The following is a 22601-nucleotide window of genomic DNA, read 5'->3' on the forward strand; positions in this document are numbered from 1 at the left end:
AAAAAAGGGACGCAACTGCGCCCCTTCTTCTTGTTTTCAAATACTCCCCCCGGAGGGGGCCGGTGTCAGCCGCGCAGAACCCCGCCGGTCGCCTTGGCGACCTTCTCGACGATCTTCTTGCCGACGGCTTCGATCTCGGCCTCGGTCAGGGTCTTGTCGCGGGGCTGCAGCCGCACGCTCAGCGCCAGCGATTTCTTGCCCTCGCCGAGCGAGCCGCCGATGAATTCATCAAAGACGCGCACCTGTTCGATCAGCGCCTTGTCGGCCCCGCTGGCGGCGTTGACAAGCGTCAGCGCCTCGACCTCGGCATCGACGACAAAGGCAAAGTCGCGCTCGACCGCCTGCAGGTCGCGCAGCTCCAGCGCCGGGCGGGTGGCACCCGATTTGCGCGGCATCGGCACCTGATCCGGCCAGATCGTGAAGGCCATGACCGGGCCTTTCACATCCATCGCTTCCAGCACCTTGGGGTGCACCTCGCCAAAGACGCCCAGCACCTTTTTCGGCCCAAGGCAGATCTTGCCGTGCCGACCGGGATGCCACCAACCCTGCGCGCCGCGCAGGATCTGAACCTTGTCCGGGGCACCAATCGCCGCCAGCACCGCTTCGGCATCGGCCTTGGCGTCAAACACGTCCACCGGCCGGGTCGCGCCATGCACGTCCTTTGGTCCGGTTTGCCCGACCAGAAGACCAGAGATCAGGTTGTGTTGCTGTTCCGGCTCGCCCCCGTGAAAGGCCGGGCCGACCTCAAACAGCGCCTGAGACATGAACCCGCGCGTCTGATTGCGCGCTGCGGCCAGCAACAGCCCGGGCAGCAGCGCCGGGCGCATGTGGCTCATCTCGGTGCTGATCGGGTTTTCCAGCATCGTCGCATCATCGCCACCCCCGAACAGCGCCGCGCTGGCCTGATCGATGAAGGTATAGGTGATGCATTCGTTATAGCCCAAGGCGGCACAGGTGCGCCGCGCGGCCTGTTGCCGGCGTTGCTGCGGGGTCATCACCGGTTTCGGCAGCCCTTCGGTAAGGCGCGGCAGCGGCCGCCCCTTGAGGCCGGTCAGCGAGGCGATGCGCGCCACTTCCTCGACCAGATCGGCCTCGCCCTGCACATCGGGGCGCCAGCTTGGCACATGGGCGATATTGCCCTCCAACCGGAACCCGAGCCGGGTCAGCGTCTGGCGCTGTTCGCTTTCGTGGATGTCCATCCCAACCAGCGAGCGCACCCGCGCCGGGTCCAGTTTGAACGCGCGGGCGTGATCCGGGATGGCGCCGGCGACCACGACTTCCGAGGCCTCGCCGCCGCAGAGATCAAGGATCATCTGCGTGGCCAGCTCCAGCCCTTCAAGCGTGAAGTCCGGGTCGATGCCGCGTTCAAAGCGATAGCGCGCGTCAGAGCTGATCTTGAGAGCACGTCCGGTCAGCGCGATCTGCACATGGTCCCAATAGGCGCTTTCGACAAAGACGTTCACCGTGTCTTCGGTGCAGCCGGTCGCCTCGCCCCCCATGATGCCCGCAATGCTTTCGGGGCCGGTGTCGTCCGAGATCACCATCATGCCAGCGCCGAGGGTATAGTCCTTGTCGTCCAGCGCCAGCAGGGTTTCGCCACCCGTGGCGCGGTGCACCCGCAGGTTGCCCGCCACCTTGTCGGCGTCGAACACGTGCAGCGGGCGATTGCGGTCAAAGGTGAAAAAGTTGGTGATGTCCACCAAAGCCGAGATCGGCCGCAGACCGATGGCGCGCAACTGGTCCTGCAGCCATTGCGGGCTGGGGCCGTTCTTGACGCCGCGGATCAGGCGACCGGCGAAAACCGGGCAGCCATCGCGCGTATCCTCGTCGATGGTGACGCTGATCGGGCAGGGGAAGGCCCCCGGCACTGGCGTGGTTTCGCGTGGCTTCAGCGTGCCCAGACCGCGCGCGGCCAGATCGCGGGCGATACCGCGAACCCCCAGGGCGTCTGGGCGGTTGGGGGTGATGGCAATCTCGATCACCGGATCGACCTTGGCCGGATTGTTCTGCGCCAGCCAGTCGACAAAGCGTTCGCCGACCTCGCCCGAGGGCAGTTCGATGATGCCGTCATGTTCGTCCGACAGCTCCAACTCGCGTTCCGAGGCCATCATGCCGTGGCTTTCCACGCCGCGGATCTTGCCCACGCTCAAGGTCACGTCGATGCCGGGCACGTAATCGCCGGGCTTGCACAGCACCACGGTGATGCCTTCACGTGCGTTCGGGGCGCCGCAGACGATCTGCTTGTCGCCCTCGTCGGTCGCGACTGTGCAGACCCGCAGCCGGTCGGCATCGGGGTGCTGTTCGGCGTGGGTCACCTTGGCGAGGGTAAAGCTTTTCAACCGGTCGGCGGGGTTGGTGATTTCTTCGACCTCAAGCCCGAGATCGGTCAATGCCTCGGCGATTTCGTCCACCGTTGCGGTGGTGTCGAGGTGGTCTTTCAGCCAGGAAAGAGTGAATTTCATCAGTCCGCGCCCGTGGGTTATTTCTGGATCGCGCCGTGCTTATCCCATGTGGGCCGAGGGGGAAAGAGGCGCTGCCGCATTCCGACCCGGTCGGGGGGCATCTGGGCGCTAGTCTTTGGTGCGGCGGGCCAGCGATTGCATCTCCCCCACGCGCCAGAGGTGCACCTCGCGCGCGAGCTTGAGCGTCGGCTTCAGGCAGAAGAACAGCGATCCGACGACGAAAAGCCAGGTCGCCTGATATTGGGTGTCGGTGGCAAAGAACAGGATCGAGCCGACCAGAAAACAGATCGCGGCGAGGAAATCGACGAAGGTGCGGGTGATTTCATAGGCCGCAAAAATGCGATCGGACTGCACGCTTTGCAGTCGGTTTTCTGAGGTGAAAAACAACATGGGGGTCTCCTTGGTCCGGGGTGATCTACAGGCTGGACCGGGGGAGGTGGGGGACGCAAGGTGCGCAATCTTGAATAGTCGAGAAGATCGCAGCGCCGGGTGCGAACCGGCAGGGGGAGGGAGCGCCATTGTGCCGGGCGCGGCTTGGCATGTTGCCCGGCACGCTGTGCGCGCCGGGCAAGGAATGCGGTAGTGGCCTTAGCGCGACAACCCGCCATGCAGCGTCGGCACGTCCAGCGCGGCAAAGCCATAGTGGCGCAGCCAGCGCAGGTCGGAATCGAAGAAGGCGCGCAGATCGGGGATGCCGTATTTCAGCATTGCCAGCCGGTCGATGCCGATACCAAAGGCAAAGCCCTGATATTCATAGGGGTCGATGCCACCGGCCTCCAGCACCTTGGGGTGCACCATGCCAGAGCCCAGAACCTCCATCCAGCCGTCGCCTTCGCCGATCTTGAGCTGCCCATCCACCCAGGAACACTGGATATCCACCTCGGCCGAGGGTTCGGTGAAGGGGAAATGCGAGGCGCGAAACCGGGTCTTGATCCCGTCGATCTCGAAAAAGGCGGCAAAGAATTCCTCCAGCACCCATTTCAGGTTGGCCATCGAGATGTCTTTGTCGATCGCCAGCCCTTCGACCTGATGGAACATCGGCGTGTGGGTCTGGTCATAATCGGCGCGGTAAACGCCACCGGGGCAGATGATGCGCAGCGGCGCGCCGGCCTTTTCCATGGTGCGGATCTGCACCGGCGAGGTATGGGTGCGCAGCACATGCGGCGGGCGATCATCGCCCTCGGCACGGTGCATGTAAAACGTATCCATCTCGGCCCGCGCGGGGTGGTGGCCGGGAATGTTGAGCGCGTCGAAATTGTGCCAGTCGGTCTCGATCCGCGGCCCTTCGGCGACGGAAAAGCCCAACTCGGCAAAGATCGCGGTCACTTCCTCGGTGACTTGGCTGACCGGATGCAGCGTACCGCCGCGCCGCGGGCGACCCGGCAGGGTGACATCCAGCCATTCGCTGCGCAGCCGCTCATCCAGCGCCGCATCGGCCAGCGCCGCCTTTTTCGCCGCCAACGCGCTGTTGATCTCGTCCTTCAGCGCATTCAGCGCCGGTCCGGCGACCTGGCGCTGTTCCGGGGTCATCTTGCCCAGTTCGCGCATTTTCAGGCTGATTTCGCCCTTTTTCCCGACTGCGGCGACACGGATCGCCTCCAGCGCGGACTCGTCCGCCGCATCTGCGGTTTGCGTCAGATATTTTGCCTTAAGATCGTCCATGACGGTCCCCCGATACTTGGTCACGTCCTGCTAGCCTTGCCGCCCCCTGAATGCAAGCCGGGCAGACCGGATGGACAGCCCACCCCGAGCGCCGCTAGGGTGCCGTCCTGCGGAGCGGGGAGGCTGGCATGAGCATATCGGACTATGGCATCGGAACCAGCGCAGCCGAGCGGCGGCCGTGGCTGGTGCTGCTGGGGCTGGCGCTGGGGCTGTGCATCACCAACGGGTTCGCGCGCTTTGCCTATGGGCTGCTGCTGCCGGCGATGAAATCCGAACTGGGCTGGAGCTATGCGCAGGCCGGCTGGCTCAATACCGCGAACGCGCTGGGCTATCTGGTCGGTGCGGTGCTGACCATGGTGTTGATCGGCCGGATCGGCCCGGCGCGTCTGTTCAGCTTTGGCATCGTGACCACCACGCTGGCGCTTTTGGTCACCGGATACGACCCGGCGCTGTGGTGGCAAACGCTTTGGCGGGTGCTGGCGGGGGTGTTCGGCGCGCTGTCGTTTTCCTCGGGCGGGGCGCTGGCGGCGCGGCTTTTTGTCGACAGCCCGCGCAAGAACGCTTTGGCGATCGCCTTCCTGTTCGGGTTTGGTGGCGGATCGGGGATCGTGCTGGCCGGGGGGGCGCTGCCGCTGATGTTGGAGTGGTATGGCCCCGCCTCGTGGCCGATGGGCTGGTATCTGGTCGGGGCCGCCTGCGTGGTGTTCGCCCCGCTCAGCCTGTGGGCCTCGGAAAGCCTGCGCCCGCCGGGGCAGGGGGCGCGCGTGCGTCCACCCCGCCTGCCGCTGCTGCGCATGTTGCCAGAGATCGCGGGCTATGCCGCATTCGGGTTGGGCTATATCGTCTACATGACCTTCCTCAGTGCCTGGATGACCGAACAGGGGGCGGGCGGCGGGCTGATTGCGTCGGTCTGGGTGCTGCTGGGCGTTTGCCTGTGCCTTTCGCCCTTTGTCTGGCGGCCGGTGTTCGCGCGCTTTGCCTCTGGCCTGCCGCTGGCGATGATCCTGGCCTGTATCGCCGTGGGGTCGGGGCTGGCGGTGATCTATCCCTCGGGGCCCGGGCTGGTGCTGTCGGCGGTGGTGTTCGGGCTGTCGGTGTTCATGGCGCCGGGGGCGGTGACCAATTTCACCCGTCACAATCTGCCGATGGAAAGCTGGGGCGCCGCGATCAGCCTTTATACCGTGGTCTTTGCCGTGTCGCAGACCATCGGCCCGGTGGCGGCGGGATGGCTTGGCGACCGGTCTGGCGATATCGGCAACGGGTTGCTGGCGGCGGCGGTGATCCTTGCGGCGGGTGCGCTTGTTGCGCTGCTGCAACGTCCGATCCCCGAGGGATAGGATCGAAACCTAATCCTTCGGGCCCGAGTATCTAGAGGCGCCGACCGGGAGATGCCGGTCGGCGCAAATCCAAGGCTCAGGCCGCCACGATGGCCTGCGGCGAGACGACATCGATCCCGAGCGCCTTGCCGACCGCAGCATAGGTCAGCTGACCCGCATGCACGTTCAGCCCGTTCAGCAGATTCGGATCGTCGAGGCAGGCCTGTTTCCAGCCCTTGTCCGCCAGTGCCAGCATGAACGGCATGGTGGCATTGCCCAGGGCGATGGTCGAGGTGCGCGCCACCGCACCCGGCATGTTCGCGACGCAGTAATGGATGATCCCGTCCACCTCATAGATCGGATCGGCGTGGGTGGTGGCCTTGGAGGTTTCAAAGCAACCGCCTTGGTCGATCGCCACATCGACCAGAACCGAGCCGGGCTGCATCAGCGCAAGCTGGTCACGGCGGATCAGCTGGGGCGCTGCCGCCCCCGGGATCAGGACGGCGCCAATCACCATGTCCATCCGCGCGATCAGCTCTTCCAGCGCGGCGGCATCGGAATATTGTGTGGTCAGGCGGCCCATGAACACGTCATCAAGATAGGACAGCCGCGGGATCGAGCGGTCGAGCACGGTGACATTGGCCCCCATGCCCACGGCAACCCGGGCGGCCGCCGTGCCGACGACGCCGCCGCCGATGATCGCCACGTTGGCCGGGCGCACACCGGGCACCCCGCCCATGAGCACGCCGCTGCCCCCGTTGGCCTTTTGCAGCGCCCAGGATCCGCTTTGCGGGGCCAGACGGCCGGCGACCTCGGACATCGGCGCCAGCAGCGGCAGCCCGCCACGGGCGTCGGTCACGGTTTCATAGGCGATTGCAGTGCAGCCCGAGGCAAGCAGATCGCGGGTCTGTTCCGGGTCCGGGGCCAGGTGCAGATAGGTGAACAGCAACTGCCCTTCGCGCAGCATCTTGCGCTCGCCCGGCTGCGGTTCTTTCACTTTGACGATCATGTCGGCGGCGGCAAAGATCTCTGCCGCGGTTTGCAGGATTGTCGCGCCGGCGGCCAGATAGGCGGCGTCGTCGAACCCGGCCCCGGTGCCTGCGCCGGTTTCGATCAACACCTCGTGGCCATGCGCCACTGCCTCGGTCGCGGCGTTGGGCGTTATGCCGACACGGAATTCCTGTGGCTTGATTTCTTTTGGGCAACCGATTTTCATTGTGCGTCCTCCCCGGAGGCGTTGATTATGCCCTCCCAAAATAAGCGAAATGCCGCACAATTTCCTTGAAATTATGGCTCGCCAAATGGGGTAAATGTCGAATAGTCTTCGAAGATTGCTCCAATTTCCGCAAAAGGTGTGCTCGTATGACGCTTGACGCAACGGATCGTAGGATTCTCGGCGCGCTCCAGAAACAGGGGCGAATGTCCAATTCGGACTTGTCGGAACAGGTGAACCTGTCGCCTTCGGCCTGCCATCGCCGGGTGCAGCGGCTGGAGAGCGAGGGCTATATCCGCGATTATGTTGCGCTTTTGGACGAGCGCAAGATGGGGGTGCCGACCACGGTGTTTGTCGAGATCACGCTTCAGGCCCAGGCCGACGAGGTGCTTGATGCCTTTGAACGCGCGGTCGCGAGCATTCCATCGGTTCTGGAATGTCACCTGATGGCGGGCACCGCCGATTACATCCTCAAGATCGTGGCCGAGGACACCGAGGATTTCGCGCGCATCCACCGCCAATATTTGTCGCGTCTGCCGCGGGTGGCGCAGATGCAGTCGAGTTTTGCCCTCCGCACGGTCTGTCGCACCACCGCTTTGCCGGTCTGACCCGTATCAGTTCGGAACGCCGGACGCGGGGGCCAATTCGACCTTGAAGTCCCGGGGGATTTGTCCGATCCGACCCTGACGTCACTTTCGCCACCGCCCCTGGCGCAGATATAGGCACCACTGGCGCAGAAATACTTGTGGATGCCGGGCGGTCTGTGTCGGACGCCCCCTTGTGTCCGGCGCGTCGTGACACCAGACTTTTACATGAGGGGGTTAGCCCCCTTTGACGCAACACGAGGAAAGGATCTGATCTTGACCGACGAAAGTGACTCGCATTCGCTGGCCTGGCTTGAGGCTGAACTTCAGGACACGTTCGATGAAGACATCGAGATCGAGTTCGCTGAGCCGATGCTGTCGCTGGAGATCCGCAAGATCTATCGCGACGCCCATCCCGAGATGCTGGACCGCAAGGTCTATTTCCGCAACCTGCTGAGGCTGCAGGCCGAACTGATCCGGGTGCAGGACTGGGTTGAACATACCGGCGCCAAGGTCTGTATTCTGTTCGAGGGGCGCGACAGCGCCGGCAAGGGCGGGGTGATCAAGCGGATCACCCAGCGGCTGAACCCACGTATCGCCCGGGTCGTGGCGCTGCCAGCCCCGTCGCGCCGGGAACAAAGCCAGTGGTATTTCCAACGCTATGTGCCGCACCTGCCAGCGGCGGGCGAAATCGTGCTGTTCGACCGCTCATGGTACAACCGCGCCGGGGTCGAACGGGTGATGGGCTTTGCCACCGACGAGCAGGTCGAACAGTTCTTTCAGGACGTTCCCGAATTCGAACGTATGCTGGCCCGCTCTGGCATCATCTTGTTGAAATACTGGTTCTCGATCACTGACGAGGAACAGCAGCTGCGATTCCTGATGCGCATTCACGATCCGATGAAACAATGGAAATTGTCGCCGATGGATCTGGAATCCCGCATCCGCTGGGAAGACTACACCAAGGCCAAGGAAGAGATGTTCGCACGCACAAACATCCCCGAGGCGCCTTGGTACATCGTCGAAGGCAACGACAAGAAGCGCGAGCGGCTGAACTGTATTGAGCATCTGCTGACCAAGATTCCCTATACCGAGGTCGAGCACGAAAAGGTCGATCTGCCCGAACGGGTCTATAACCCCGATTACGAACGCCGGGTTCTGCCGGATGATCTTTACGTGCCCAAGATCTATTGACGGGCCAAGATTTATGAACGGAGCCAAAATCCGCGCGCGGGCCGGGATTGTGCCCGTGGCGCGGCGGATCTGATGGTCTGGGCCGCGCGATTTGGCGGCTGGGCGTTTCGCGGGCCGTTGCGCCTGCCGGTGGCTTGGGGCTAACCCGGTTCAGTCCGCGCGCGTCAGAAAGGTCTCGAACGCCGCCAGCGTCAGGTCCGAGACATGGTGCTCCATCCCCTCGGCGTCCATCTCGGCGGTTTCGGGCGGCACGCCGAGGGCAAGCAGAACCGCCACGACCGTGCGGTGCCGGGCGCGCACCCGGTCGGCCAGCGCCAGCCCTTCGTCCGTCAGGAAGACACCGCGATAGGGGCGCGAGACCGCCAGCCCCTCGCGTTTGAGACGGGCCACTGCCTTGGTTGCGGTCGGGTGGGTGACCCCCATCCGTCTGGCGATATCTGTGATTCGCGCCTCGCCCATCTCTTCGATCAAATCACCGATCATCTCGGCGTAATCCTCAAGAATCGCGACCGATTGCGCAGCCCGTGCCCGGTTGAACCGGTCAGGATGGGCGGCCGCTTCGGCCTCGGCGTCTGGTGGTGGTCTGTGTGGCACGGGGCGGGACCCCCTTCCCGGGGTGTTCGAAATAGGGGGCATAGATTGCAGATGCCGCTTCAATTTGCAAATAGGCTTTCAAATTAGCCAGATGCCGCAGCTTCATCTCGTCCCCTCTTGCAAAAAGTGTAGCCAAGGCTTTATTTGGCGTCGCGCGGACCACAAATGCGTTTGGAAAAGGGATTGATCGGGGCATGGAGACAGGGGCAACAGGATCGACCGGGCGCACCCGTCGGGGCATGGCCGAGGTTTTGGCGGGCCGTCGCCGGGGGCCGCGCGCCGCGCTTTTGTTTGCGGGACCGGCGATCATCGCCTCGGTCGCCTATATCGATCCGGGCAACTATGCGACCAACATTCAGGCCGGGGCCGGATATGGCTATACCCTGCTTTGGGTGGTGCTGCTGGCCAACCTGATCGCCATGCTGTTTCAGTCGCTGTCGGCACGGCTGGGCATCGTCACCGGGCGCAATCTGGCCGAGCTGTGCCGCGATCATTTCCCGCGCCCCGTGGTTTGGATCATGTGGGCGGTGAGCGAGGTCGCGGCCATGGCCACCGATCTGGCCGAATTCCTTGGCGGGGCGATCGGGTTGGCGCTGCTGTTCAACATGCCGCTGATGGCGGGGATGGGGGTAACCGCCGTGGTGACCTATGGCATCCTGATGTTCGAGGCGCGCGGGTTTCGCCCGATGGAGCTGATCATAGGCACTTTTGTCGCCATCATCAGCCTGTGCTACCTGATCGAGATCTTTATCGCGCCTGTCGCCTGGGGTGAGGCCGGGATGGGCATGATCACGCCGAGCCTGCCCGATCTGGCGGCGTTGACCATTTCGGTGGGCATCATCGGTGCCACGGTGATGCCGCATGCGATCTATCTGCATTCCGGGCTGACGCAGAACCGGGTGCGGATGAACAACGACGTAGAGCGTCGCACGGTTCTGAAATTTTCCAACCTCGAAGTGGTGCTGGCGCTGGCCGCAGCCGGGCTGGTGAACATGGCGATGGTGATGATGGCGGCGGGCGCCTTTCATTCCGGCCATAGCGAAGTGGCCGAGATCGAGACCGCTTATCACACGCTGACCCCGTTGCTCGGCAGTGCTGCTGCGGCGGTGTTTCTGGTGTCGCTGATCGCCTCGGGCGTTTCCAGTTCGGTCGTCGGGACGATGGCCGGACAGATGATCATGCAGGGCTTTGTCCACATCCGTCTGCCGATCTGGTTTCGCCGCGCGGTGACGATGGTTCCCGCCTTTGCTGTGGTCGCGTTGGGGGTGAATGCAACACAGGCGCTGGTGGTTTCTCAGGTGATCCTCAGCATCGCGCTGCCGGTGCCGATGGTGGCGCTGATCATCTTCGTGTCGCGCAAAGACATCATGGGCGGGTTCCGGATCGGCTGGCTGACGCGGGGCGCGGCGGGGCTGGGTGCGGGCGTGGTGCTGACGCTGAACGCGGTGCTGCTGTTGCAGACCTTTGGGGTGGCCATTCCCGGGTTGGGCTAAGCGGGCCTGTTCAAATGCCAGCTTGTTCAAGGGCGGCGGTCTGAGATCTGGTCCGCCTCGAACGCCTGCCCCAAAAACAGACAAACCCCCGGGCTTGGGGCCACGGGGGTCGTCTAGAAGTGCCGAATAGGCCACTTGAAGGGGGGTGCTTAGAGCATCCCTTCGCGCTGGGCTTGTTTGCGCGCCAGCTTGCGGGCGCGGCGGATAGCTTCTGCGTTTTCGCGCGCTTTTTTGACGGACGGTTTCTCGAAATGTTGCTTGAGCTTCATTTCGCGGAAAACGCCTTCGCGCTGCAGCTTCTTCTTCAGGACACGAAGCGCCTGATCGACATTGTTGTCGCGAACACTAACCTGCATGTGGTTGTCACCACCTTTCTAGATTCGAGTTGCAAGGAATTGCAGGAATTGGCCCTATAGCAAACGGCATATATCTTGTCTAGAGTGGCGCCGGGCAGCCAAAGGAGGCCTCGATCATGCAAGAAAAAGACATCAAGACCAAGCTTCTGGATGCGGCTTTGATCCATGTGGCCTTTGACGGTTGGACCGAGTCGACTTTTCAGGCGGCGATCGCTGATGCCGGTGTCGAACCGGCGCTGGCGCGCGCGCTTTGTCCGCGCGGCGCGGTCGATCTGGCGCTGGCCTATCACGCCCGTGGCGATGCGATGATGCTGGAACTTTTGGCGGCGGCCCATCTCGATGGGATGCGTTTTCGCGACAAGATCGCGCTGGCCGTGCGCTTTCGACTCGAAGCGGTTGCGGATCGCGAGGCGGTGCGTCGCGGCGTCACCCTGTTTGCGCTGCCGCAACATGCGGCCGACGGGGCAAAGGCGGTCTGGGGAACCTGTGATCTGATCTGGACGACGCTTGGCGACACCTCGCGCGACGTCAACTGGTACACCAAGCGCGCCACGCTTTCGGCGGTCTATTCCTCGACCGTGCTTTTCTGGCTGGGCGATGACAGCCCGGGGCATGCGGAGACCTGGGCGTTTCTGGACCGGCGGGTTGACGACGTGATGCGCATCGAGGGGATCAAGGGCCGGATTCGCAGCAATCCGCTGCTGAAACCCCTGCTGGCCGGGCCGAACTGGTTGGCCGCGCAGATCCATGCCCCCAAAGACCGGCGCGATGAGTTGCCGGGCTCGCTCGATCACGGGCGCTAGAGACCCACGCGCTAGAGGACCACACTCAACGTCAGCCCGTGCAGCACGCTGAGCGCGAGACCGCCCCAGACCAACGGGTTGCGCCGGGGCAGGGCGAGGGTGGCGGTCAACGACCAGATGATCTGGGGCGGCAACAGCCCCAGCAGCACCGCCATTGCGGTTTCGTCATGGCCGGTCGGCCAGGCATAAAGCCCCAGCAGGCTGAGCAAGGCGAGCGTGGCGAAAAGCCCGCCCAGCAGGCGCCGGGATGGGGAGTCCGGGCCTAGAACCGTACAGATCGCCGGCCCGCCCCTTACGGTCATCCAGACGAGCGGGACGGTGACGGCGACATTGGCGCCCAGCGAGAGATACAGCATCAAGGGAAACATGGGGCGAGATCCTATCCGATAGCCGCCCGGTGGCAAGCGGTCGCGCCTCTCTCGCGCCGTCGTGAAATTCGGTGTATGCCGGGATCAAATCGAACCGGGCGCGGGGTCGCGCCAAGCGAGAAGGATAGCGAGATGAGCAAGACCATGCGTGCGGTGGAAATCAGCCAACCGGGCGGGCCGGAGGTTCTGAAACTGGTCGAACGTCCGGTGCCTGTACCGGGCCACGGGCAGGTTGTGATCAAGGTGGCCTATGCCGGGGTCAACCGCCCCGACGCGCTGCAACGCGCGGGGGCCTATGCGCCGCCGCCGGAGGCGAGCGATTTGCCGGGGCTGGAGGCCTCGGGCGAGATCGTGGCGCTGGGCGCGGGCGTCAGCGACTGGTCGATCGGCGATCAGGTCTGTGCGCTGTTGCCCGGCGGTGGCTATGCGGAATTCGTCGCAACCCCTGCCGCCCATTGCCTGCGTATTCCGCAGGGCATGGATCTGAAACAGGCCGCCTGCCTGCCCGAGACCTTTTTCACGGTCTGGACCAATGTGTTTTCCCGTGGCCGATTGACCGGCGGCGAACGGTTTCTGGTTCACGGTGGCACCTCGGGGATCGGCACAACCGCGATTCAGCTGGCCAATGCCTTTGGCGCGCGGGTGTTTGCCACTGCCGGGTCGGATGAGAAGTGCAAGGTCTGCACCGATCTGGGGGCGGAGCGGGCGATCAATTACCGCGACGAGGATTTCGTCGAGGTGCTGCGCGCGGAAGGGGGGGCAGATCTGATCCTCGATATGGTTGGCGGCGACTATATCCCGCGCAACGTCAAGGCACTGGCCGATGACGGGCGGTTGGTGCAGATTGCCTTTCTCAGCGGCCCCAAGGCCGAGCTGAACTTTGCCCAGGTGATGACGCGGCGGTTGACCATCACCGGCTCGACCCTGCGACCACAAAGCGATCTGGCCAAGGCGCGCATCGCACAGGAACTGTCGGACAAGGTCTGGCCGTTGCTTGACACCGGGCGCGTGGCACCGGTGATGGACAGCACCTTCCCGCTGGAGGAGGCTGCCGCCGCCCATGCACGGCTGGAAAGCGCGGGTCACATCGGCAAGGTCGTGCTGAAAGTGGCCTGAGCCAGCGGTCAAAGGCCAGGCAAGCGCCTGGCCTTTGACCCTCACACCGCCGCATCCGACCCTAGCGCACCGGGTCGAAAATCGCGTTCTTGAGCGTACAGTCGGTGATCGCGTCGCGCCCGCAGGGCACCGGCTTGAGATCGCGCGACAGGCACAGCCGTGCCTCTTGGATATGGCCATCCTTGCAGGTGATGGTCAGCATGTCGCGGGTCCACCCCGGATTGGCCTGCAGAAACGCCTGTTCCACCACGCTGGCGGGCAGTTTCACTGGCCTGTCCAGTTTGCGAAAGATCTCGGGTCGGTTCACCTTGTCATAGGCCCGCCGCGCCAGCGTGAAATAGTCGCGGGCGGAGAGGCCCGAACAGGTGCCGTGTTTCTTCCACTGGTGCCAGGCAAGGCCGGGGTTGCCCATGATGTCGCCCATTTCGGCCGTCAGGCCGCGACTGGGGGGCGCTTCGACCGTGTGGCAATAGGCGGGCCAGCCGCGATGGTATTGCGGCCACAGACCATGCAGCACCCAGCCGTGATCGTGGCGCGGGTGGCATTGGTCGGACCGGCGCCCGTCGCCTTCGGTCGCGCACCAGTTCGGTGACCAGCTGAGGCTGAGCACATAATAATCGAACACACCCGCCTTTTCGCCATCGGCTTGGGCCGGGCGCGGCGCGGGCAGGGCCGCAAGACATGTCAGCAGCCACAGGGCAACCCAGCGCATTCACTCTTTCCTTATACGTTTTGCGCCATTATATAGGCCCTAAGTTCCCCTACAATGGTAACTCGTTCCGGATCTTCCGGGACCGCCTATTTCAGGCGACGGGGAAGTTTTGTTTGAAGGAGATGTACACATGGCAAAACCTCTGATGGCCAAAGCAACCGCCGTGTGGCTGGTGGACAACACGACGTTGCGTTTCAAGCAGATCGCCGATTTCGTCGAAATGCATGAGCTGGAAATCCAAGGCATCGCAGATGGCGATGTGGCCGCCGGCGTCAAGGGGTTCGACCCGGTCACGAACAACCAGCTGACGCAGGAAGAGATTGACAAGGCCGAAGCCGATCCGATGTATAGGCTGAAGCTGAAATTCAACCCCGCCTCGGTTGGCGAAGAAAAGCGGCGCGGCCCGCGCTATACCCCGTTGAGCAAGCGGCAGGACCGTCCGGCCTCGATCCTGTGGTTGGTGAAATTCCACCCCGAGCTGAGCGACGGACAGGTGTCCAAGCTGGTCGGCACCACCAAGCCGACGATTCAGGCGATCCGCGAGCGGACGCATTGGAACATCTCCAACATTCAGCCGATCGACCCGGTTGCGCTGGGGCTGTGTAAACAGTCCGAACTTGACGCCGCCGTGCAGAAGGCCGCCGCCAAGAAGGCCGCCGATGGCAGCGTGATGACCGATGATGAGCGCCGCAAGCTGGTCAGCACCGAGCAATCGCTTGGAATGGACTCTGAGCCGAAGATTCCGACCGCGATCGAAGGGCTGGAAACCTTCACGCTGTCCGGATCGAACTCGGACGACGAGGACAAGCCGGTGCGGGTGGTCGATGCTGAAAGCCTGTTCAACCTGCCGGATCATGACGACGATGACGACGACGAGGATGATGCGCACCGCTGAGCGCGATCAGGGCCTTGAGAATAACATCGGGCGTGGCCGTCAGCCGCGCCCGATTTCGTATCGCAGCCAAGGCAACAGGGCGAACACCGCTTGCCCGGCCAGACCCAGCAGCCCCTGCGGCGTGATCAGCCCCGCCAGCCAGCCCATCGGGGTTTGCCCGAAGCCGAGGGCCAGCGCGCATTCCGCGACCAGCAGCAGCGCCAGTGCAATCGCGCCCATCCACAGCCGCGCAGAGGCGTTCGACAGGCTGGGGCGACCCCGGGTCAGGCTGCCTGCGACGATCCATGACAGTGCCAATATCACCGGCAGTTCCAGCGCCACGGCGCGCAGCGGGCCAAGCGCCGGGGTCAGAACCAGCGTGCGCAGCGTTCCCAAGACGGCGCCGCAGGCAAAAATGATCGGGAAATACCAAAGGCCGGCACGGGCCGGGCTGGGTGTCGCGGGCGTCGCCACGGGCCGCGCGCCCTAGAGCGCTTTGCGCGCGCGGAGGGCGGCGCTGATCGTGCCATCGTCGAGGTAATCCAACTCGCCGCCGATCGGCACCCCCTGCGCCAGCGAGGTCAAAAGCACCTGACCCTCCAACTGGTCGGCGATGTAATGGGCGGTGGTTTGCCCCTCGACCGTGGCGTTCAGGGCGAGGATCACTTCGGTGATGTGTTCTGAGGCGACCCGGTCGATCAGCCGGGGAATGCGCAGCTCTTGCGGGCCGACGGCGTCCAGCGCCGAGAGCGTGCCGCCGAGCACGTGATAGCGGCCCTTGAACATGCCCGACCGCTCCATCGCCCAAAGGTCGGCGACATCCTCGACCACGCAAAGCTCGCCGGTGGCGCGTTTCTCGCTGTCGCAGATGTCGCAAATGTCACTGGTGCCCACATTGCCGCAATTGAGGCATTCGCGCGCGGTGGCGGCGACGGTCTGCATCATGTCAGCCAGCGGTGTCAGCAGTAGCGCGCGTTTGCGGATCAGATGCAGTACCGCGCGGCGGGCCGAGCGCGGGCCAAGCCCCGGCAGTTTCGCCATCAGCTCGATCAGGTTTTCGATCTCGCGGTTCGAGGACATGGGACGGAGGGGCCTTGGGGGTTGAGGGGAGGGGGGGGCCCCCGGAGTGTAGGGGGGCGCGACACCGCTGAAACCCGTTGGATTTCCGCTTTGTCGCGCCGCTCCCGTTATGATGTTGTCAGAACGGGAGCTTGATATCCTTGGGCAGGCCCATGCTTTCGGTCAGGCTGGCCATTTCCTGCTGCGCCTTCTCGGCCGCCTTGGTTTGGGCGTCCTTGATGGCGGCGAGGATCAGATCCTCGACCACTTCCTTGTCGCTGCCGTTGAAGATCGACGGGTCGATGTCCAGCGCGGTCAGCCCGCCCTTGGCGGTGGCGGTGGCCTTGACGAGGCCGGCACCAGATTCACCGGTGACGGTCAGATTGGCCAGATCGTCCTGCATCTGGGCCATCTTGGTCTGCAGTTCCTGTGCGGATTTCATCATCTTGGCCATGTCGCCAAGCCCGCCCAAACCTTTCAGCATCACTGTCTCCTGTGGGATTGCACCTGTTGCGTCCTAGATACGGGGCGCGGCGGCTTCGTACAAGGCCGCGCGGCGCGGGGGCTGGGGGAGTGCGCTCCTTTGCGCGTGTCGTTGAGCATGGGGCACGTTCGGGGGGGGGCCGTTGCCAGATCACCCGTCCTCAAACGGATCCCATTCATCCTCGACCTCGGGCAGCGCCTCGACTTCGGCGTTGGCCGCGATCTGTTCGGGGGTGCGGATGTCGATGATTTTCGCCTTGGGGAACTTGGCCAGGACCGCCTGCACCATCGGATGATCCGTGGCTGTCGCGCGCAGGGCATCTTCGGCGGCGTCGCGGTCTTCGGCGATGGTCGGGCTGCCGCCCTCGTTGACGACGGTTACCGCCCAGCGATTGCCGGTCCAGGATTGCAGCCGTTGCCCCAGTTGCTGGGCCAGATCACGCGCCGCGTTCGGGGCCGGTTCAAATTCGATCCGCCCCGGCTGGTAGCTGACCAGACGCACCCCGGTTTCCACCTCGATCAACAGCTTGCCGTCGCGATTGGTGCGGATCAATTCGACCACATGGTGGAACGTGGGATAGCGGGACAGCGCCATCTCGGCGTCCTGTGCCAGCGCTGTTTGCTGGGCGCCGCCACGGCCACCGCTTGGGCCGCTCATGCTGGCGCCAGAGGTGGGCATGGCCCCGGTTGCGCGCGCCGCCGTTGCGGTCGTCGCGCCATTTGCGGACCCGGCGTGCGCGCCGCCGCCGGGGGGGCTGGCGGGCGGTTGCGGGCTGTCGCGCAGCTTGCGAAGCAATTCCTCGGGCGCGGGGAGGTCGGCCACATGGGTCATCCGGATCACCGCCATTTCGGCGGCCATCATCGCGTTGGGGGCGGCAGAGACTTCTTCCAGCGCCTTGAGCAGCATTTGCCACATCCGGCTGAGCACCCGCATCGGCAGCGCCTCGGCCATGACCTGACCACGGGCGCGCTCATCCGGGGAAACGGTGGGGTCCTCGGCGGCGTCCGGGGTGATCTTGACCACGCTGACCCAGTGGGTGATTTCCGCCAGATCGCGCAGCACGGCCAAGGGATCGGCGCCTTCGGCATATTGCGATGACAACTCGGTCAGCGCGCCGGCCGCATCCCCCTTCAGGATCAGGTCCAGCAGATCCAGCACCCGCCCCCGGTCGGCCAGCCCCAGCATGGCGCGCACCTGTTCGGCGGTGGTTTCGCCGGCGCCGTGGGAAATCGCCTGATCGAGCAGCGAGGTGGCGTCGCGCGCCGAGCCTTCGGCGGCGCGGGTGATCAGCGCCAGCGCGTCGTCGGCAATCTCGGCGTGCTCGGCATCGGCGATGCGGCGCAGCAGGGCGATCTGATCCTCCGGCTCGATCCGGCGCAGGTCGAATCGTTGGCAGCGCGACAGCACGGTGACCGGCACCTTGCGGATCTCGGTGGTGGCAAAGATGAACTTCACATGCGCCGGGGGTTCCTCCAGCGTCTTGAGCAGCGCGTTGAAAGCGCTGGTCGAGAGCATGTGAACTTCGTCGATGATGTAGATCTTATAGCGCGCGCTGGCGGCACGATAGCGCACCGAATCGATGATCTCGCGGATGTCGTTCACGCCGGTGCGGCTGGCGGCGTCCATCTCCATCACATCGACATGGCGGCCCTCCATGATCGCCTGACAATGTTCGCAGACGCCGCAGGGCTCGGTCGTGGGGCCGCCGGTGCCATCGGGGCCGATGCAGTTGATGCCCTTGGCGATGATCCGTGCGGTGGTCGTTTTTCCGGTGCCGCGGATGCCGGTCATGATGAAGGCCTGCGCGATGCGATCGGCGGCAAAGGCGTTCTTCAGCGTCCGCACCATCGCCTCTTGGCCGACCAGATCGGCAAAGGTCTCGGGACGGTATTTGCGGGCGAGAACCTGATAGGCGGTCTCGGGTGTCTCGGTCATGGGCGGCCTTCGGAATTTGGGTTCGCGCCTAGGGTATGCGCCCCGGCGCGGCGCGTCCACCAGCTAGACGCGTTCACCGGGCCGCGCGGCGACGCTTTGCCGTATGGCCCGGCACGGGTCGGACTTGGTCAGACGGATTCCTTGAGCCGGACATCAATCCGGCAAATGTGGCTTGCCAACCAGTTGTCCAACTTGTCCAGCATCGCCATCGCCCGGGCGGCGTCAAAGCCGTGGTCGTGGTAGTGGGTATTTTCCTTGTCGAGCAGTTTCAGAAACAGGCCGTGTTCGTGCTTGTTTTCTTTTGCGACGGGGCATTTGTAGGCGAACATGCAGTCCTCCTCGACCGAGAAATGCATTTCGCAATAAGCATTCAGGAAATCCAAAAACAGATCATAGGTTTTTTCACCTTCACCGGCCTCCAGCGTTTGCCGAAATTGCTCGGACGTGGCGAACAGCATCTTGTGTTGTTCGTCGATCTGCGCATCACCCGTAGCGAATTGTGGCTGCCATTTCATGGAGTGGGGGCCTTTGGCTTTGTGGTCAGTAATTTTGAATAAGGAAATGAACACCGCCGAAGGCTGGCGCGTCAAGGTTGTGTTGCGCGCTTGACCGAAATAGTTCCGTTTTTAATTATATTCTAATAACTGTATATATTTGGATCCAGATGCGCTGGTTTCGCTATGCCTGATTGAGGCGCGTCGAATTTCTTTCGGGTGGCATTTCGGAGCCGCATAGGTTGAACGCCTGAGCGCCGCTTCAAAAAGGCCTGAGTGCCGCTTCAAAAAGGAAAGCCGCAGATCAAGGCCCGATGCGGGCAGGTCGCAGGGAGCGGGTTCGGTGGCAAGAGGGGATGATTCGCCCGACGAGACCGCAAAGGGGCGGTCGCCTGATGGCGGAGACTCATGCCGGGGGGTAAGGTGAGAGGCTGGACAACGACCCAAGCGGGGCTCGTTACGGCTGCTTCCTTCCGGATCTGACCGGGTTGGCGAGGTGCCTGCCCGCGCCAACCTCTCGACGCCTACATAGGACGCGGACGCGTCGATGACAAGGGAGTGCGATGGGCTTTTGATGCTCTGCCAAACCCGAGGGGCCGCCGTGGTTTCCCTCCCTTGGCGCCCGGTTAGTTCGTGCAAATGCGCTCCCGCACCAGAGGCGCGCTTTTCCCGGCGCTGACGGGGCGTCCCGGTGGAAATCGGTTGAGTTGGGCCGCCTGCCGTGGCAGCCCGGGATTGTTGGTGGACGAACGAAAAGGCAGGCGGCGATGAGAACGGCAGAACAGGTTACCTTCGGCGGCTCCGGCCTGAATCGGGCGGCAGAGATTCGCGGCGATGCGGCGGCATTGGCGCGGGCGATGGCCGATCCGGCGGCGCGGTGTCTGCTGATGTGGCGGGGCAAGCCGCTGTTGCGCGGGGATGGGCTGGACGCGCTGGGGCTGATCGGGATGGATCACCCACTGCTGTCCGCCGGTCTGGGCAAGGCGATCCGCGAACCGGTTCTGCTCGGCGTGGAGGAGGGAGGTGCCGCGATTTTCGCCCATGACATTTCCCGCTGGGAGCCCGAGGTGCTGGACTATGGCGCATTGGGCAGTTTCGTGGATGGCTCTGAACAGCGCCATCCCGATCTGCCCGACGACACCGCCTTTGGCGAATTGCGCCGGGTGATGACCCGGCTGAGTCCGCGCGACGCCGAACTGGCCGCCACCGCCAAGGCGATCATCGGCTGGCATGCCACGCATCGGTTTTGCGCCCGCTGCGGTGCTGAGAGCGTGATCGCGCAGGCAGGGTGGCAGCGGGACTGCGCGGCCTGTGCCTGCCACCATTTCCCGCGCACCGATCCGGTGGTGATCATGCTGATCACCAATGGCGACGCGGTGCTGATGGGCCGCTCGCCGGGTTGGCCCGAGGGCATGTATTCGCTGCTCGCAGGGTTCATCGAGCCGGGCGAGACGATGGAGGCCGCGGTGCGCCGCGAGGTGATGGAAGAAGCCGGTGTGCCGGTCGGGGCCGTGCGCTATCTGGCGAGCCAGCCGTGGCCGTTCCCGGCCTCGCTGATGTTTGGCTGCGCCGGCGAGGCGCTGGCGCGCGAGATCACCATCGACGCCAAGGAAATCGAGGATGCGCTTTGGGTCAGCCGCGCCGACATGATGACGGCCTTTGCCGGGGAGCATCCGACGATCAAGCCCGCCCGCAAGGGGGCGATCGCGCATTTTCTGCTGCAAAACTGGCTTGCAGATACGCTGGATTGAAGGGACACTTGCGGCAATACGGTAAGAATTGGATCAGGTATGCAGTTTTCGAGCAAAGAAGATATCGACGCCCCGATCGAGGCGGTCTTTGCCGCCATCAGTGATTTCGAGATGTTCGAGCGGTCGGTGATCCGCCGCGGGATCGAGGTGGAGCGGGTTGATGACACGGCTGCTGTCGCGCCCGGTCTGGCTTGGAATGCCGCGTTTGATCTGCGCGGCAAGCGGCGCAAATTGCATCTGACCCTGTCGCGGTTTGAGTCGCCCGAGGGGGTCGAATTTGAATCCGAAAGTGCGGGCCTGACCGGCCTTATGTCGGTGGATCTGGTCGCCTTGTCGCCGCGTCGCACCCGGATGGCGATCACGCTGAACCTCGCGCCCAAGACGCTGTCGGCGCGGCTGTTTCTGCAATCGCTGAAACTGGCCAAGGGAAACCTGACCAAGCGGTTCAAGCTGAAAGTGGCCGACTTCGCCAAATCCGTCGAGGATCGACAGCCCCACAGTGCCTGAGATTGAGGCTGAGACTGTACCTGAATTGAGGCGCGGCCGGTCAGCTGCACCTGTCAGCCGTGCCTGTTAGCCGCGCTCGGGTGAGGCCGGGTAGACGCCCAGGATTTCCACATCGGTGGTAAAATAGCCAAGTTCGTCCAGCGCCAGTTGGACGTTGGGATCCTCGGGGTGCCCTTCGATATCGGCATAGAACCGGGTCGCGGTGAACGAGCCGTCGACCATATAGCTTTCCAGCTTGGTCATGTTGACGCTGTTGGTCGCAAAGCCGCCCATCGCCTTATAGAGGGCGGCAGGAATGTTGCGCACCTGAAACACAAAGCTGGTGATCATCCCGTTGCGGCCCCGATGGCTGAAGTCGGCCTCGCGCGACATGATCAGAAACCGGGTGGTGTTGGTCGACTCGTCCTCGATATGGCGCGCCAGCACCGTCAAGCCATAGATCTCGCCCGCCAATTCGCTGGCCAGCGCCGCAGTCGCCGGCACGCCGGCTTCGGAGACCTGCCGCGCGGATCCGGCAGTATCGGCGCCGGTAATGCGGTGGATGTCATGCTGTTGCAGGAAATCCTTGCACTGTCCCAGAAGGACGGTGTGGCTCATCGCGTGGGTGATGTCGGACAACTGCGCGCCGGGCACGCCCAACAGGTTGATGCGCACCCGCACAAAGGCCTCTTCGATGATCTTCAAGCCGGATTGGGGCAACAGCGTGTGGATGTCCGCTACCCGGCCATAGGTGGAGTTTTCCACCGGCAGCATGGCCAGATCGGCGCGGCCCGATTTCACCGCCTCGATTGCGTCCTCGAAGGTGCGGCAGGGCAGGGCCTCCATCTCCGGGCGGGCCTTGCGGCAGGCCTCGTGGCTATAGGCGCCAGGTTCCCCCTGAAAGGCGATGCGGTTGGTCATGGATTTGGATTCCGTGCAACAATGAGCGATTTGGTCGTTTGGTCGTGCCGTCTATACCTTGCCACGAGCAAGGGGAAGCCTTAGACACCCTCGCAAACAGTTAGAATGGACGTGCGATCAATGTTTGACACTATGACAGTAACCAAAGCTGCCGCCGGGTTTCTGGGTGCCTTCCTGGTGCTCCTTCTGGCGAAATGGGCGGCCGAGGGGATCTATCACACGGGCGGGCACGGTGAGGCGTCCTATGTGATCGAGATGGAAGACGAGGGCGCCACCGAAGAGGTTGTCCAAGTCAGCTTTGAAGAGTTGATGGCCTCGGCCGATGTCGGCAAGGGCGCCAAGGTGTTCAAGAAATGCCAAGCCTGCCACAAGATCGAAGAGGGCGCCAATGCAACGGGCCCGTCGCTTTATGGCGTGGTTGGCCGTACGGTCGCCTCGATCGACGGCTTTGGCTATACCGGCGCGATGGTTGACCATGGCGGCGACTGGACACCCGAGGCGCTGGACGCCTACCTGACCAAGCCGAGCGCCGTGGTGCCGGGCACCGCGATGAGCTTTGCCGGCCTCAAAAAGCAGCAGGACCGGGTCAACGTCATTGCCTATCTTGACAGCTTGGACGACTGATCTTCGTTTCTTGCCGACCACGTTTTGAAAGCCGCTGCCTTGCCGCAGCGGCTTTTGCATGTTTGCGACCCCGGTTCACGCAATCGCAACTTGAATATGG

24 protein-coding genes and 1 other RNA gene are annotated in these 22601 nt (G+C 63.8%); 10 read left to right on the forward strand and 15 right to left on the reverse strand.

All coding sequences use genetic code 11. The features are described 5' to 3' along the window. Positions 1-65 precede the first annotated feature (65 nt). From pheT to pheS, 3 genes are all read right to left on the reverse strand, one after another. Positions 66-2462 carry a phenylalanine--tRNA ligase subunit beta gene (gene pheT, locus E1B25_RS15075; RefSeq protein ID WP_132830346.1) on the reverse strand — a complete coding sequence of 799 codons (2397 nt, stop codon included), beginning with the start codon at positions 2460-2462 and terminating at the stop codon, positions 66-68. A 108-nt stretch (positions 2463-2570) separates the two neighbouring features. Then, complete coding sequence (locus tag E1B25_RS15080) at positions 2571-2852, reverse strand: YrhK family protein (RefSeq protein ID WP_132830347.1); 282 nt, start codon at positions 2850-2852, stop codon at positions 2571-2573. A gap of 198 nt (positions 2853-3050) precedes the next feature. Then, positions 3051-4124, reverse strand: coding sequence for a phenylalanine--tRNA ligase subunit alpha (gene pheS / locus E1B25_RS15085; protein WP_132830348.1), 1074 nt, complete (start codon positions 4122-4124; stop codon positions 3051-3053). Between the two features lie 128 nt (positions 4125-4252). On the opposite strand from pheS, the gene E1B25_RS15090 reads away from it, so the two are divergent. Further along, positions 4253-5461, forward strand: coding sequence for a YbfB/YjiJ family MFS transporter (locus E1B25_RS15090; protein WP_132830349.1), 1209 nt, complete (start codon positions 4253-4255; stop codon positions 5459-5461). Between the two features lie 76 nt (positions 5462-5537). Here the strand turns inward: E1B25_RS15090 and ald are convergent, their stop codons facing one another. After that, positions 5538-6656 carry an alanine dehydrogenase gene (gene ald, locus E1B25_RS15095; RefSeq protein WP_132830350.1) on the reverse strand — a complete coding sequence of 373 codons (1119 nt, stop codon included), beginning with the start codon at positions 6654-6656 and terminating at the stop codon, positions 5538-5540. 146 nt (positions 6657-6802) lie between these two features. Here ald and E1B25_RS15100 point away from each other — a divergent pair, with 146 nt between their 5' ends. Together E1B25_RS15100 and ppk2 are read left to right on the forward strand one after the other, a co-directional pair. Next, entirely contained in the window at positions 6803-7261 is a 459-nt protein-coding gene (locus E1B25_RS15100) for an Lrp/AsnC family transcriptional regulator (RefSeq protein ID WP_132830351.1), read from the forward strand. A gap of 252 nt (positions 7262-7513) precedes the next feature. Beyond that, entirely contained in the window at positions 7514-8431 is a 918-nt protein-coding gene (ppk2, locus tag E1B25_RS15105) for a polyphosphate kinase 2 (protein WP_132830352.1), read from the forward strand. 150 nt (positions 8432-8581) lie between these two features. Here the strand turns inward: ppk2 and mntR are convergent, their stop codons facing one another. Next, positions 8582-9025: a manganese-binding transcriptional regulator MntR gene (mntR, locus tag E1B25_RS15110; RefSeq protein WP_245510728.1), complete on the reverse strand. Its 444-nt coding sequence runs from the start codon at positions 9023-9025 to the stop codon at positions 8582-8584. A 194-nt stretch (positions 9026-9219) separates the two neighbouring features. Between mntR and E1B25_RS15115 the strand changes: the two genes are divergently transcribed. After that, positions 9220-10518 (forward strand): Nramp family divalent metal transporter, encoded by a 1299-nt coding sequence (locus E1B25_RS15115; RefSeq protein WP_132830354.1) that lies wholly within the window; start codon positions 9220-9222, stop codon positions 10516-10518. 149 nt (positions 10519-10667) lie between these two features. Here E1B25_RS15115 and rpsU read toward each other — a convergent pair whose 3' ends face one another. Further along, positions 10668-10874 (reverse strand): 30S ribosomal protein S21, encoded by a 207-nt coding sequence (gene rpsU / locus E1B25_RS15120; RefSeq protein ID WP_132830355.1) that lies wholly within the window; start codon positions 10872-10874, stop codon positions 10668-10670. A 116-nt stretch (positions 10875-10990) separates the two neighbouring features. Between rpsU and E1B25_RS15125 the strand changes: the two genes are divergently transcribed. After that, positions 10991-11677: a COQ9 family protein gene (locus E1B25_RS15125; protein ID WP_132830356.1), complete on the forward strand. Its 687-nt coding sequence runs from the start codon at positions 10991-10993 to the stop codon at positions 11675-11677. An 11-nt stretch (positions 11678-11688) separates the two neighbouring features. Here E1B25_RS15125 and E1B25_RS15130 read toward each other — a convergent pair whose 3' ends face one another. Then, complete coding sequence (locus tag E1B25_RS15130) at positions 11689-12045, reverse strand: hypothetical protein (RefSeq protein ID WP_132830357.1); 357 nt, start codon at positions 12043-12045, stop codon at positions 11689-11691. A gap of 132 nt (positions 12046-12177) precedes the next feature. On the opposite strand from E1B25_RS15130, the gene E1B25_RS15135 reads away from it, so the two are divergent. After that, entirely contained in the window at positions 12178-13161 is a 984-nt protein-coding gene (locus E1B25_RS15135; RefSeq protein WP_132830358.1) for an NAD(P)H-quinone oxidoreductase, read from the forward strand. Between the two features lie 61 nt (positions 13162-13222). Here E1B25_RS15135 and E1B25_RS15140 read toward each other — a convergent pair whose 3' ends face one another. Beyond that, positions 13223-13873 (reverse strand): ribonuclease T2 family protein, encoded by a 651-nt coding sequence (locus E1B25_RS15140; protein WP_132830359.1) that lies wholly within the window; start codon positions 13871-13873, stop codon positions 13223-13225. A 130-nt stretch (positions 13874-14003) separates the two neighbouring features. Here E1B25_RS15140 and E1B25_RS15145 point away from each other — a divergent pair, with 130 nt between their 5' ends. After that, positions 14004-14768: a DUF1013 domain-containing protein gene (locus E1B25_RS15145; protein ID WP_132830360.1), complete on the forward strand. Its 765-nt coding sequence runs from the start codon at positions 14004-14006 to the stop codon at positions 14766-14768. Between the two features lie 39 nt (positions 14769-14807). Here the strand turns inward: E1B25_RS15145 and E1B25_RS15150 are convergent, their stop codons facing one another. The 6 genes from E1B25_RS15150 to ffs form a co-directional block, all read right to left on the reverse strand. Then, positions 14808-15221: a hypothetical protein gene (locus E1B25_RS15150; protein WP_132830361.1), complete on the reverse strand. Its 414-nt coding sequence runs from the start codon at positions 15219-15221 to the stop codon at positions 14808-14810. Between the two features lie 12 nt (positions 15222-15233). Further along, positions 15234-15827, reverse strand: coding sequence for a recombination mediator RecR (gene recR / locus E1B25_RS15155; protein WP_132830362.1), 594 nt, complete (start codon positions 15825-15827; stop codon positions 15234-15236). A 118-nt stretch (positions 15828-15945) separates the two neighbouring features. After that, positions 15946-16290, reverse strand: coding sequence for a YbaB/EbfC family nucleoid-associated protein (locus tag E1B25_RS15160; RefSeq protein ID WP_132830363.1), 345 nt, complete (start codon positions 16288-16290; stop codon positions 15946-15948). A 150-nt stretch (positions 16291-16440) separates the two neighbouring features. Beyond that, positions 16441-18225 carry a DNA polymerase III subunit gamma/tau gene (locus E1B25_RS15165; RefSeq protein ID WP_132830364.1) on the reverse strand — a complete coding sequence of 595 codons (1785 nt, stop codon included), beginning with the start codon at positions 18223-18225 and terminating at the stop codon, positions 16441-16443. Between the two features lie 128 nt (positions 18226-18353). Beyond that, on the reverse strand, positions 18354-18815 hold the full coding sequence (locus tag E1B25_RS15170; RefSeq protein WP_132830365.1) for a bacteriohemerythrin: 462 nt from the start codon (positions 18813-18815) through the stop codon (positions 18354-18356). Between the two features lie 326 nt (positions 18816-19141). Beyond that, positions 19142-19238: signal recognition particle sRNA small type (gene ffs, locus E1B25_RS15175), an RNA gene on the reverse strand. A gap of 248 nt (positions 19239-19486) precedes the next feature. Here ffs and nudC point away from each other — a divergent pair. Together nudC and E1B25_RS15185 are read left to right on the forward strand one after the other, a co-directional pair. After that, positions 19487-20470, forward strand: a complete 984-nt coding sequence (gene nudC / locus E1B25_RS15180) for an NAD(+) diphosphatase (protein ID WP_132830366.1) — start codon at positions 19487-19489, stop codon at positions 20468-20470. A 39-nt stretch (positions 20471-20509) separates the two neighbouring features. Then, the gene (locus E1B25_RS15185) at positions 20510-20977 is read left to right on the forward strand and encodes an SRPBCC family protein (RefSeq protein WP_132830367.1); all 468 of its coding nucleotides are present in this window, start codon (positions 20510-20512) and stop codon (positions 20975-20977) included. 66 nt (positions 20978-21043) lie between these two features. Here E1B25_RS15185 and E1B25_RS15190 read toward each other — a convergent pair whose 3' ends face one another. Then, positions 21044-21877: a prephenate dehydratase gene (locus E1B25_RS15190; protein ID WP_132830368.1), complete on the reverse strand. Its 834-nt coding sequence runs from the start codon at positions 21875-21877 to the stop codon at positions 21044-21046. Positions 21878-21997: 120 nt separating this feature from the next. On the opposite strand from E1B25_RS15190, the gene E1B25_RS15195 reads away from it, so the two are divergent. Then, positions 21998-22501 (forward strand): c-type cytochrome, encoded by a 504-nt coding sequence (locus E1B25_RS15195; protein ID WP_132830369.1) that lies wholly within the window; start codon positions 21998-22000, stop codon positions 22499-22501. The last annotated feature ends 100 nt before the right edge of the window (positions 22502-22601 follow it).

The organism is Antarcticimicrobium sediminis (assembly GCF_004348975.1).
GTDB classification, from domain to species: domain Bacteria; phylum Pseudomonadota; class Alphaproteobacteria; order Rhodobacterales; family Rhodobacteraceae; genus Antarcticimicrobium; species Antarcticimicrobium sediminis.

Coding starts and splice junctions, on each gene's coding strand:
- pheT (WP_132830346.1), bottom strand. CDS start 2,462: ATGAAATTCACTCTTTCCTGGCTGAAAGACCACCTCGACACCACCGCA.
- E1B25_RS15080 (WP_132830347.1), bottom strand. CDS start 2,852: ATGTTGTTTTTCACCTCAGAAAACCGACTGCAAAGCGTGCAGTCCGAT.
- pheS (WP_132830348.1), bottom strand. CDS start 4,124: ATGGACGATCTTAAGGCAAAATATCTGACGCAAACCGCAGATGCGGCG.
- E1B25_RS15090 (WP_132830349.1), top strand. CDS start 4,253: ATGAGCATATCGGACTATGGCATCGGAACCAGCGCAGCCGAGCGGCGG.
- ald (WP_132830350.1), bottom strand. CDS start 6,656: ATGAAAATCGGTTGCCCAAAAGAAATCAAGCCACAGGAATTCCGTGTC.
- E1B25_RS15100 (WP_132830351.1), top strand. CDS start 6,803: ATGACGCTTGACGCAACGGATCGTAGGATTCTCGGCGCGCTCCAGAAA.
- E1B25_RS15115 (WP_132830354.1), top strand. CDS start 9,220: ATGGAGACAGGGGCAACAGGATCGACCGGGCGCACCCGTCGGGGCATG.
- rpsU (WP_132830355.1), bottom strand. CDS start 10,874: ATGCAGGTTAGTGTTCGCGACAACAATGTCGATCAGGCGCTTCGTGTC.
- E1B25_RS15125 (WP_132830356.1), top strand. CDS start 10,991: ATGCAAGAAAAAGACATCAAGACCAAGCTTCTGGATGCGGCTTTGATC.
- E1B25_RS15130 (WP_132830357.1), bottom strand. CDS start 12,045: ATGTTTCCCTTGATGCTGTATCTCTCGCTGGGCGCCAATGTCGCCGTC.
- E1B25_RS15135 (WP_132830358.1), top strand. CDS start 12,178: ATGAGCAAGACCATGCGTGCGGTGGAAATCAGCCAACCGGGCGGGCCG.
- E1B25_RS15140 (WP_132830359.1), bottom strand. CDS start 13,873: ATGCGCTGGGTTGCCCTGTGGCTGCTGACATGTCTTGCGGCCCTGCCC.
- E1B25_RS15145 (WP_132830360.1), top strand. CDS start 14,004: ATGGCAAAACCTCTGATGGCCAAAGCAACCGCCGTGTGGCTGGTGGAC.
- recR (WP_132830362.1), bottom strand. CDS start 15,827: ATGTCCTCGAACCGCGAGATCGAAAACCTGATCGAGCTGATGGCGAAA.
- E1B25_RS15160 (WP_132830363.1), bottom strand. CDS start 16,290: ATGCTGAAAGGTTTGGGCGGGCTTGGCGACATGGCCAAGATGATGAAA.
- E1B25_RS15165 (WP_132830364.1), bottom strand. CDS start 18,225: ATGACCGAGACACCCGAGACCGCCTATCAGGTTCTCGCCCGCAAATAC.
- nudC (WP_132830366.1), top strand. CDS start 19,487: ATGAGAACGGCAGAACAGGTTACCTTCGGCGGCTCCGGCCTGAATCGG.
- E1B25_RS15185 (WP_132830367.1), top strand. CDS start 20,510: ATGCAGTTTTCGAGCAAAGAAGATATCGACGCCCCGATCGAGGCGGTC.
- E1B25_RS15190 (WP_132830368.1), bottom strand. CDS start 21,877: ATGACCAACCGCATCGCCTTTCAGGGGGAACCTGGCGCCTATAGCCAC.
- E1B25_RS15195 (WP_132830369.1), top strand. CDS start 21,998: ATGTTTGACACTATGACAGTAACCAAAGCTGCCGCCGGGTTTCTGGGT.